Raw genomic sequence first — 373 nt, forward strand, 5'->3', positions numbered from 1 at the left:
GCCATGAACTCCACTGTACAATCTATCTGCATGGTCGAATAAATCATCATACGGGTCTTCGTACACATAGTCATTCTTAATATTAATCTTCATGTTTCCATGAAACCCTGCGTCAATCTTGCCTGTTTCAATCACTAAATGTGTCTTACTACTCACACCACTACGGCTTGTAAGCAGTCCAACGTACCCTTTAGGAATGTTCACAGCTATGTCAGTTGCAATTAACGCTTTCTCTTGAGGTTCAAGTATCACTGTTTCAGCTGCGTAGATGTCAAAGCCTGCATCTGTATTGTGGTTACGCGTTGGCATTGTCGCGTTATCTGATAATAATTTGATTTGTAATGTATTAGTCATTACCTATTCTCCTTTTCCG

Annotated in this window: 1 protein-coding gene; it reads right to left on the reverse strand. The window is 39.9% G+C overall.

Features of this window, described 5'->3' with window-relative positions; translation table 11 throughout:
• A partial coding sequence (locus C1H58_RS12165) for a dCTP deaminase domain-containing protein (RefSeq protein WP_481864913.1) occupies nt 1–354 on the reverse strand: 354 nt, incomplete at its 3' end.
• Nucleotides 355–373: the final 19 nt, after the last annotated feature.

The sequence above is a fragment of the Staphylococcus sp. 191 genome, from assembly GCF_011174885.1.
Lineage (GTDB): Bacteria > Bacillota > Bacilli > Staphylococcales > Staphylococcaceae > Staphylococcus > Staphylococcus coagulans.